The organism is Streptomyces calidiresistens, from assembly GCF_014141525.1.
Taxonomy (GTDB): domain Bacteria; phylum Actinomycetota; class Actinomycetes; order Streptomycetales; family Streptomycetaceae; genus Streptomyces; species Streptomyces calidiresistens.
The window spans coordinates 1-694 of sequence record NZ_VKHS01001427.1; the positions used below are offsets into that span (position 1 = coordinate 1).

The 694-nt window shown below is 73.1% G+C and carries 1 protein-coding gene; it reads left to right on the forward strand.

What is annotated here, in order from left to right; translation table 11 throughout:
• Positions 1-91: 91 nt before the first annotated feature.
• The coding region (locus FOE67_RS27655; RefSeq protein ID WP_182667540.1) for an FAD-dependent oxidoreductase at positions 92-694 on the forward strand (603 nt) is incomplete at its 3' end.

Consider the following 694-nt stretch of genomic DNA (forward strand, 5'->3'; position numbering starts at 1 on the left):
CCCCCCGCCCGATCGGCCCCGACCACGACACCGTCCGCGACTCCGACGGTGTTCCCGCCACCCTGATCGCGGCCCTGGAAGGACACCCCCGATGAAAACCCTCAAGGGACCCACCGACCACGTGGTCGTGATCGGCGCGGGCCTCGCCGGTCTCGCCGCGACCCTCCACCTCCTGGGAGCCGGCCGCCGCGTCACCCTCGTCGAACGCGCCACCCACCCGGGCGGTCGCGCCGGCCTCCACGAACACCGCGGATACCGCATCGACACCGGACCCACCGTGCTGACCATGCCCGAGCTCGTCGACGAGGCACTGGCCGCCGTCGGCAGCTCCGTCCGCGAACGCCTGGATCTCATCCCCCTGCACCCCGCCTACCGGGCCCGCTTCGCCGACGGCACCTCCCTCGACGTGCACACCGACGCCGCGGCCATGGAGGCCGAGGTCGAGCGCTTCGCCGGACCCGACGCCGCGCGCGGCTACCGCGAGCTGCGCACCTGGCTGCGCAAGCTCTACACCGCGCAGATGAACCGCTTCATCGACGCCAACTTCGACTCCCCCCTGCAACTCCTCCACCCCGACCTGGCCCGGCTGGCGGCCCTGGGCGGGTTCGGCCGGATGGACGCCCGGATCGGCCGGTACATCACCGACGAACGCCTGCGCCGCGTCTTCTCCTTCCAGGCCCTCTACGCCGGCGTC